Origin of the sequence: Streptomyces sp. WAC04114 (assembly GCF_019733245.1) — a bacterium.
Classification (GTDB): domain Bacteria; phylum Actinomycetota; class Actinomycetes; order Streptomycetales; family Streptomycetaceae; genus Streptomyces; species Streptomyces massasporeus_A.
Map to the genome: position 1 here is coordinate 1 of NZ_JAIGQA010000279.1, position 6498 is coordinate 6498.

General features: G+C 68.8%; 6 protein-coding genes and 1 tRNA gene. 2 read left to right on the forward strand and 5 right to left on the reverse strand.

Translation table 11 applies throughout. The annotated features are described in order from the left end of the window. Positions 1-246 precede the first annotated feature (246 nt). The 4 genes from rox to K4G64_RS37655 form a co-directional block, all read right to left on the reverse strand. Positions 247-1677, reverse strand: a complete 1431-nt coding sequence (rox, locus tag K4G64_RS37640) for a rifampin monooxygenase (RefSeq protein WP_221760365.1) — start codon at positions 1675-1677, stop codon at positions 247-249. A gap of 216 nt (positions 1678-1893) precedes the next feature. After that, positions 1894-2466, reverse strand: a complete 573-nt coding sequence (locus K4G64_RS37645) for a CAP domain-containing protein (protein WP_221760366.1) — start codon at positions 2464-2466, stop codon at positions 1894-1896. Between the two features lie 209 nt (positions 2467-2675). Then, positions 2676-3503, reverse strand: a complete 828-nt coding sequence (locus K4G64_RS37650) for a hypothetical protein (RefSeq protein ID WP_221760367.1) — start codon at positions 3501-3503, stop codon at positions 2676-2678. Positions 3504-3852: 349 nt separating this feature from the next. Further along, a tRNA-Tyr gene (locus tag K4G64_RS37655) sits at positions 3853-3934 on the reverse strand. A 220-nt stretch (positions 3935-4154) separates the two neighbouring features. On the opposite strand from K4G64_RS37655, the gene K4G64_RS37660 reads away from it, so the two are divergent. Next, on the forward strand, positions 4155-4643 hold the full coding sequence (locus K4G64_RS37660; protein WP_221760368.1) for a YajQ family cyclic di-GMP-binding protein: 489 nt from the start codon (positions 4155-4157) through the stop codon (positions 4641-4643). A 180-nt stretch (positions 4644-4823) separates the two neighbouring features. On the opposite strand, the gene K4G64_RS37665 is transcribed toward K4G64_RS37660, so the two are convergent. Further along, positions 4824-5090, reverse strand: coding sequence for a GlsB/YeaQ/YmgE family stress response membrane protein (locus K4G64_RS37665; protein ID WP_221760369.1), 267 nt, complete (start codon positions 5088-5090; stop codon positions 4824-4826). Positions 5091-5283: 193 nt separating this feature from the next. On the opposite strand from K4G64_RS37665, the gene K4G64_RS37670 reads away from it, so the two are divergent. Further along, the coding region (locus K4G64_RS37670; RefSeq protein ID WP_221760370.1) for an APC family permease at positions 5284-6498 on the forward strand (1215 nt) is incomplete at its 3' end.

Below are 6498 nucleotides of genomic sequence, written 5' to 3' on the forward strand. Positions count from 1 at the left end.
CACCCAGGCACTTCTCCGCCTGGCCCGACAGCGCATCAACGTGCTGTTCGCAATGCTCCGCGACGGCACCATCTACGAACCCCGAACCCCACGCCTCGCTTGACGAAAGACATAGAGGCACCCCCCCCCGGGCGCGGGCGTGGGCGACTACAACATCGAACTCGCACACGCCGGGGAGTAGGCGCGGGTGGGGTGGGTGGTGAGGTGTTCCGACCGCCCTGCGCCCATCGGCCGTTCAAAGCTCGCTCAGCCGGTTGCCGCTCCGAACCACCGCGGCAGCCGGTCGACCAGGTCCCGCTGGTCCAGGCCGACCCAGGCCACGTGGCCGTCCGGTCGTAGCAGCACGGCGGGCACGTCGAGTTCCTCGCCGACGTCCACGACGTGGTCGATCCGGTCCGACCAGCCCGCCACCGAGAGCCTGCCGCCGGTCTGGTCGAGCAGCAGTCCGCGGCCGCCGCGCATCTGCTCGTAGAGGCGGCCTCGTTGCCGCAACCGCACGTCCCGCAGCCTCCGGCCGGTCAGTTCGTGGCCTTCCCCGAAGTCGTAGCGGACGGCGATCGCGGTGATCTTCTCGACCAGGTACCGGTTCACCTCCTCGAAGTCCATCAGCTCCGCCAGCAACCGACGCACAGCCTGCGGGCCCGGTTCGGGCGACAGCAGCTGCATTTGCGCACGGGTGTTGTCCAGCACAGCAGCGGCCACCGGGTGGCGTTCGCTGTGGTAGCTGTCCAGCAGGCCCTCCGGTGCCCAGCCGCGCAGTTCGGCGGACAGCTTCCAGCCCAGGTTGAACGCGTCCTGGATGCCGAGGTTGAGCCCCTGCCCGCCGGTCGGCGGGTGGATGTGCGCGGCGTCGCCGGCCAGCAGGACACGGTCCACGCGGTAGCGCTCGGCCATCCGGGTGGCATCACCGAAACGGGAGAGCCAGCGCGGGGAGTGCACGCCAAGGTCGGTGCCGCCGAACTTCCGCAGCTGCCGCTTGAACTCATCGAGGGTCGGCGGGGCCGTGCGGTCCTCGGCCACTCCCTCGGCGGGCACGATGACCCGGTGCACCCCGTTCTTCAACGGCATGGCCCCGAACCGGAAATGGGTCTTGCGGACCTCGGCCATCACGGCCGCCAGCTCCTCCCGCGACGCGGTCAACTCCATCTCGCCCAGCAGCGTCTCGACCCTGGAGGGCTCGCCGGGGAAGCCGACGCCGAGCAGCTTGCGCACCGTGCTGCGGCCACCGTCGCAACCGACGAGGTAGCGGGAGCGCAGGCGCGTGCCGTCGGCCAGTTCGGCGGTCACGCCGTCGCTGTCCTGGCTCAGCCCGACCAGTGCGCTGCCGCGCCGGATCTCGGTGCCGAGTTCGGCGGCGTGCTCGGCCAGGAGGCGGTCGGTGACGGGCTGTGGGATGCCGAGGACATACCCGTGTGCGGTGTCCAGCGAGTCGGGTGACGGCTTGGTGAGGCCGGCGAAACCGCCCACCGGGTGCGTCTTGCCCTCAGCGAGGAACCGCTCCAGCAGACCGCGCTGGTCCAGCACCTCGATGCTGCGTACGTGGAGGCCGAGCGCGCGTACGTGCGGGGGCGGCACCACCTCCTTCTCCAGCACGAGCACATCGACTCCGTGCAGTCGTAGTTCTCCGGCCAGCATCATTCCGGTCGGACCACCGCCGGCAATGATCACATCAATCAAGGCAGACCCCAGTTTTCGCCTGTTTCCGGCTTCAGGTCGGAGATTTTGCGGCACAACGGGGGCCTTGCCGCAAGGCCCCCCATGCGCTATATGTTGAGAGTGGCAAGGAGTGGATGACTCCTTGCCTTTCCTTTGCCCCCTCCTCTTTTTCCTTGTGGAAAGGGGCCTTATGTGATGCGCCCTTATGTGATGTACCGCGGAAAGGCTGTGCCCGGCTCAGTAACCGGTGGTTAGGTCCAGCGTCCACCAGGGTCCCCCGCGGCCGTTCGCGACGCCGACGCCCGCGTGGATGTAACGGCAGGTCAGGATGATGTCTCGGTGCTCGGGACTGTCGATCCAGGTGCGGACGGCGGACTCGGGGGTGCCGGGACCTGCGGCGATGTTCTCGGCAATGTAGCCGGGGTGGTAACCGGCGTCCCGCATCCGCGCGGCCGGGCTGCTGCCGTCGCTGCCGGTGTGGGTGAGGCGCTGCGCCGGGGCCATGTCGGCGCTGTGCCTCTGGGCGGCGCGGTTGAGAGAACTGCGGAGCCGCAGGGGTCTGCAATCGGCGTGGGCGCGCTGCCGGTTGACGGCGTCGACGACCTTGGCCGCCGTACCGTCACGGACCTGGTCCGGGCGGGTGTGAGGGGTGCTGTCCCGGGATTGGACCGGCCCGGGCGCCGGCAGGGGCCAGGAGGGCGACTCCTGGTAGGGCGACTCCTGGTAGGGCGGCGGCATCGGCGGGTGCGGTCCGGCCCAGGCGAAAAGGGTGTCTCCGAGGGCGACCGCGGCCCTGCGCATCCCGGTCATCTTCTCCCTCTTCTTTCTCGGCGTCCCGCTCTCCGCGTTGTGCGGTGTGCGTTGTGCGTTCCTCGCTCCGCGCATCGCACTGAACACCGTAGTGACATCCATGCCTGTTGCCGCGCCCACCCGTTCATTCGGGGTAACGGCACAACACAAAGCAACGGGCCCCTTTTCAACTGCCTCTCCGCAGTTGAAAAGGGGCCCGTCGAAAGGCGTCAGCGTACGTCGACGTAATCGGCCGCGCTGGTGGCGACGCCGGTCGTGGAGTTGCCGTAGTACACCCAGCGGTAGTAGCCGTCGACCGAGGCCGAGACCGTGGTCTTCAGCCCTCCGGTGCTGCTGGTGGTGGCCTTCTTCAGCGTCTTGTAGCTGTCGGTGCCCTTGGCGCGGAACTGCAGGCTGACGGTACGGCCGCTGTAGGCGTCGTACTTCTTCGTGCTCCAGTTCGCGCGGGTCACCTTGCCCGTGACGGTGATCGGCTTGCCCTTGGTGACCGGCTCCGGCGAGGCGTTGGTGGTGGCCTTGGCCGCGCGCTTGAGCTGGGCCGTCGCGGAGCGCGTCTCCAGCTCCCCGGTCTTGAGGCCGCCGTCGGCCTTCCACAGCTTCAGCGAGACGCCGACCTTCCAGGTCGTGGCGTCGCTGTTGGAGTCGACGTGCTCCTGGCTCGGGTGCGGGTCGATGTAGAGGTTGCCCTCGCAGTGAGCGTGCTTGGAGTCGGTCTCGTAGCAGGTGTAGCTGCCCGGCTGGATGAAGTTCTGGCCTGTGTCGGCCGCCGTCTTGATCGTGCCCCGGTAGAGGAAGGGGTAAGCGTCGTAGCGGGAGGGGTCGGAGGTGGTGTAGCCGGAAGGCAGGGCGATGTCGAAACTGATGGGCGGCTCCACCTCCTTCGCCGTGCCGACGACGATCGGCTTGCCGTTGTTGATGACGATCCCCGACACGGTGATACCGGTATCCGCCGCCTGAGCCGCCGGCGCGTTCAGCACCGAGAGCCCCAGCGCCCCCACGAGCGTGGCCACCGCGACAGTCCGTCTGCCTGCTTTCATTCACACCTCATCAAGAGCATGCCGCGGGAATGGGCGGCCGCCTGTGGAAAGGGCGGCAGCCTATCTGACGCGTTCATGCCCTCGGATCGCCAGTTCGTCGGGCGGGGCCGCTGCCGTGAGGCGCGGCGGGACAGTGGCCGGAGAGGGGTGCGAGGCGGGCCGACGGCCAAAGGGCAGCTCTTTATGACCTTCATCACGGAAGGCTCTCCGGCTCGGCTCCGGGAGGGCCCGATGGGCTGTACGCGGAGGGGTTCAGCGCTCTCCGAGCCCGGCCGGACGCCACCTCAGCACAACGAAGAGACCCCCTCCGCTCTGCGTTTCCGCAGTTCGGAGGGGGTCTTCCCCAGTGTGGCGGCGCCAGGATTCGAACCTGGGAAGGCTGAGCCGGCAGATTTACAGTCTGCTCCCTTTGGCCGCTCGGGCACACCGCCGGGGTTTGCTGCCCGTCGAGCCGCTTTTCCGCGGCGCTCCGTGGCAACGACGTAAACAATACCCGATGCGGAGGGGTGCTCCGCCACCCGATTGATCGGCGCTCGGAGGGCCACGGGTGACTAGGCTTGCCGGATGCGGCCCGGGAACTGAACGGGCCCTGCGACCGCCCCCATACGCCGGTACGCACGATACGCACCCCGATACAAGGAGCCACAGGACATGGCCGACTCCAGTTTCGACATCGTCTCGAAGGTCGAGCGGCAGGAGGTCGACAACGCACTCAACCAGACCGCCAAGGAGATCTCGCAGCGCTACGACTTCAAGGGCGTGGGTGCCTCGATCTCGTGGTCCGGTGAGCAGATCCTCATGGAGGCGAACTCCGAGGACCGGGTGAAGGCCATCCTCGACGTCTTCCAGTCCAAGCTGATCAAGCGGGGCATCTCGCTGAAGGCTCTGGAGGCAGGCGAGCCCCAGCTCTCCGGCAAGGAGTACAAGATCTTCTCGTCGATCAAGGAGGGCATCTCCCAGGAGAACGCCAAGAAGGTCGCGAAGACCATCCGCGACGAGGGCCCCAAGGGCGTGAAGGCGCAGGTGCAGGGCGAGGAGCTGCGCGTCAGCTCCAAGAACCGTGACGATCTGCAGGCCGTCATTGCCCTGCTGAAGGGCAAGGACTTCGACTTCGCCCTGCAGTTCGTGAACTACCGGTAGGTCCGGCCCTCGGGCTTACGCAGCCCGCACGGATACTGGGAAGGGTGGGCGCCCGCGGTGTCCACCCTTTTCAATTGCTCGCTGCCGACTGCCGGCCGCCGGCTGCTGACTGCTGGCTTTCTGCTGCCGGCTGTCGTCAGTGGCTCGGCTGGTCGGCGGCTCGGCCGGTCTGTGGTGCCCTTAGTCGCGGGAGTTGCCGAACAGGAGCCGGTACGCGATCAGCAGGATGAGCGATCCGCCGATCGCCGCTGCCCAGGTCGCACCGTCGTAGAAGCCCTTGGTGATCGGGTGGTCCATCCAGCGAGCCGATATCCAACCGCCGATGAAGGCGCCCGCGATGCCGATCAGGGTCGTGCCGATCAGGCCGCCCGGGTCGCGGCCCGGCAGCAGGAACTTCGCGATGGCTCCGGCCAACAGTCCCAGGATGATCCAGCTGATGATGGTCATGCCGTGAACCTGCCCTCTCACGCTGTGCCCGCACTGTCCCGGCCATGTGATCTTGCTTTCGGCCAGACCGGGCCCGTACGTCGTACGTCGGGCGGCCGAGCGCGGCCTCTTTGCCCCGCATCTTCACGCCGTCTTGGTGGAGAAGACGCCGTGGCCCCATCCGCCGGTTGCACTGATCAGTAGGGTGCGACGCATGACAGCCTCCGGACCCGGACTGCGCCGCACCCTCGGCGTGGGCGACGCCGTCGTCATCGGACTCGGGTCGATGGTGGGGGCCGGGATCTTCGCCGCTCTCGCGCCGGCCGCGCACGCGGCCGGCTCCGGACTGCTCCTCGGGCTGGCCGTCGCCGCGGTGGTCGCATACTGCAACGCCATGTCGTCGGCTCATCTCGCCGCCCTGTATCCGGCCTCGGGCGGCACTTATGTGTACGGGCGGGAGCGGCTCGGGGAGTTCTGGGGGTATCTCGCCGGCTGGTCGTTCGTGGTGGGGAAGACGGCCTCCTGTGCGGCTATGGCGCTCACCGTGGGCACGTATGTCTGGCCGGAGCAGGCGCATGCGGTGGCGGTCGCGGCCGTGGTGGCGCTGACCGCGGTGAACTACGGCGGTGTCCAGAAGTCCGCGTGGCTGACGCGGGTGATCGTGGCGCTGGTCCTGGCTCTCCTCGCTTCCGTGGTGGTCGCGTGTCTGGTGTCGGGTGAGGCCGATGCCGGGCGGCTCGACATCGGGGTCTCGGGCGGGGCGGACGGGGTGCTGCAGGCGGCAGGCCTGCTGTTCTTCGCCTTCGCCGGGTACGCAAGGATCGCGACACTTGGCGAGGAGGTGCGGGATCCGGCGCGCACCATTCCGCGTGCGATCCCGCTGGCGCTGGGCATCACACTGGCGGTGTACGCGTCTGTGGCGGTGGCCGTCCTTTCGGTACTCGGACCGGGCGGTCTCGGCAACGCCACGGCGCCGCTGGCCGACGCGGTGCGGGCGGCCGGGGTGCCCTCGCTGGTGCCGGTGGTGCGGGTAGGCGCGGCCGTAGCCGCTATGGGTTCGCTGCTCGCGCTGATTCTCGGGGTGTCACGGACGACGCTGGCCATGGCGCGGGACCGGCACCTGCCGGGGGCGCTGGCCGCCGTGCATCCGCGGTTCCAGGTGCCGCACCGGGCGGAGCTGGCCGTGGGTGCGGTGGTCGCGGTCCTGGCCGCCACGGTGGACGTGCGGGGCGCGATCGGGTTCTCCTCCTTCGGTGTGCTGGCGTACTACGCCGTGGCCAACGCGTCGGCCTGGACGCTGTCTTCGGCGCCAGCGGCGCGGGTAGTGCCGGTGGTGGGGCTGGTCGGGTGTGTGGTGCTGGCGTTCTCACTGCCCGGGGTGTCGGTGGTCGTGGGCGCGGGGGTGTTGGTGGTGGGGGCGGTTGCGTAC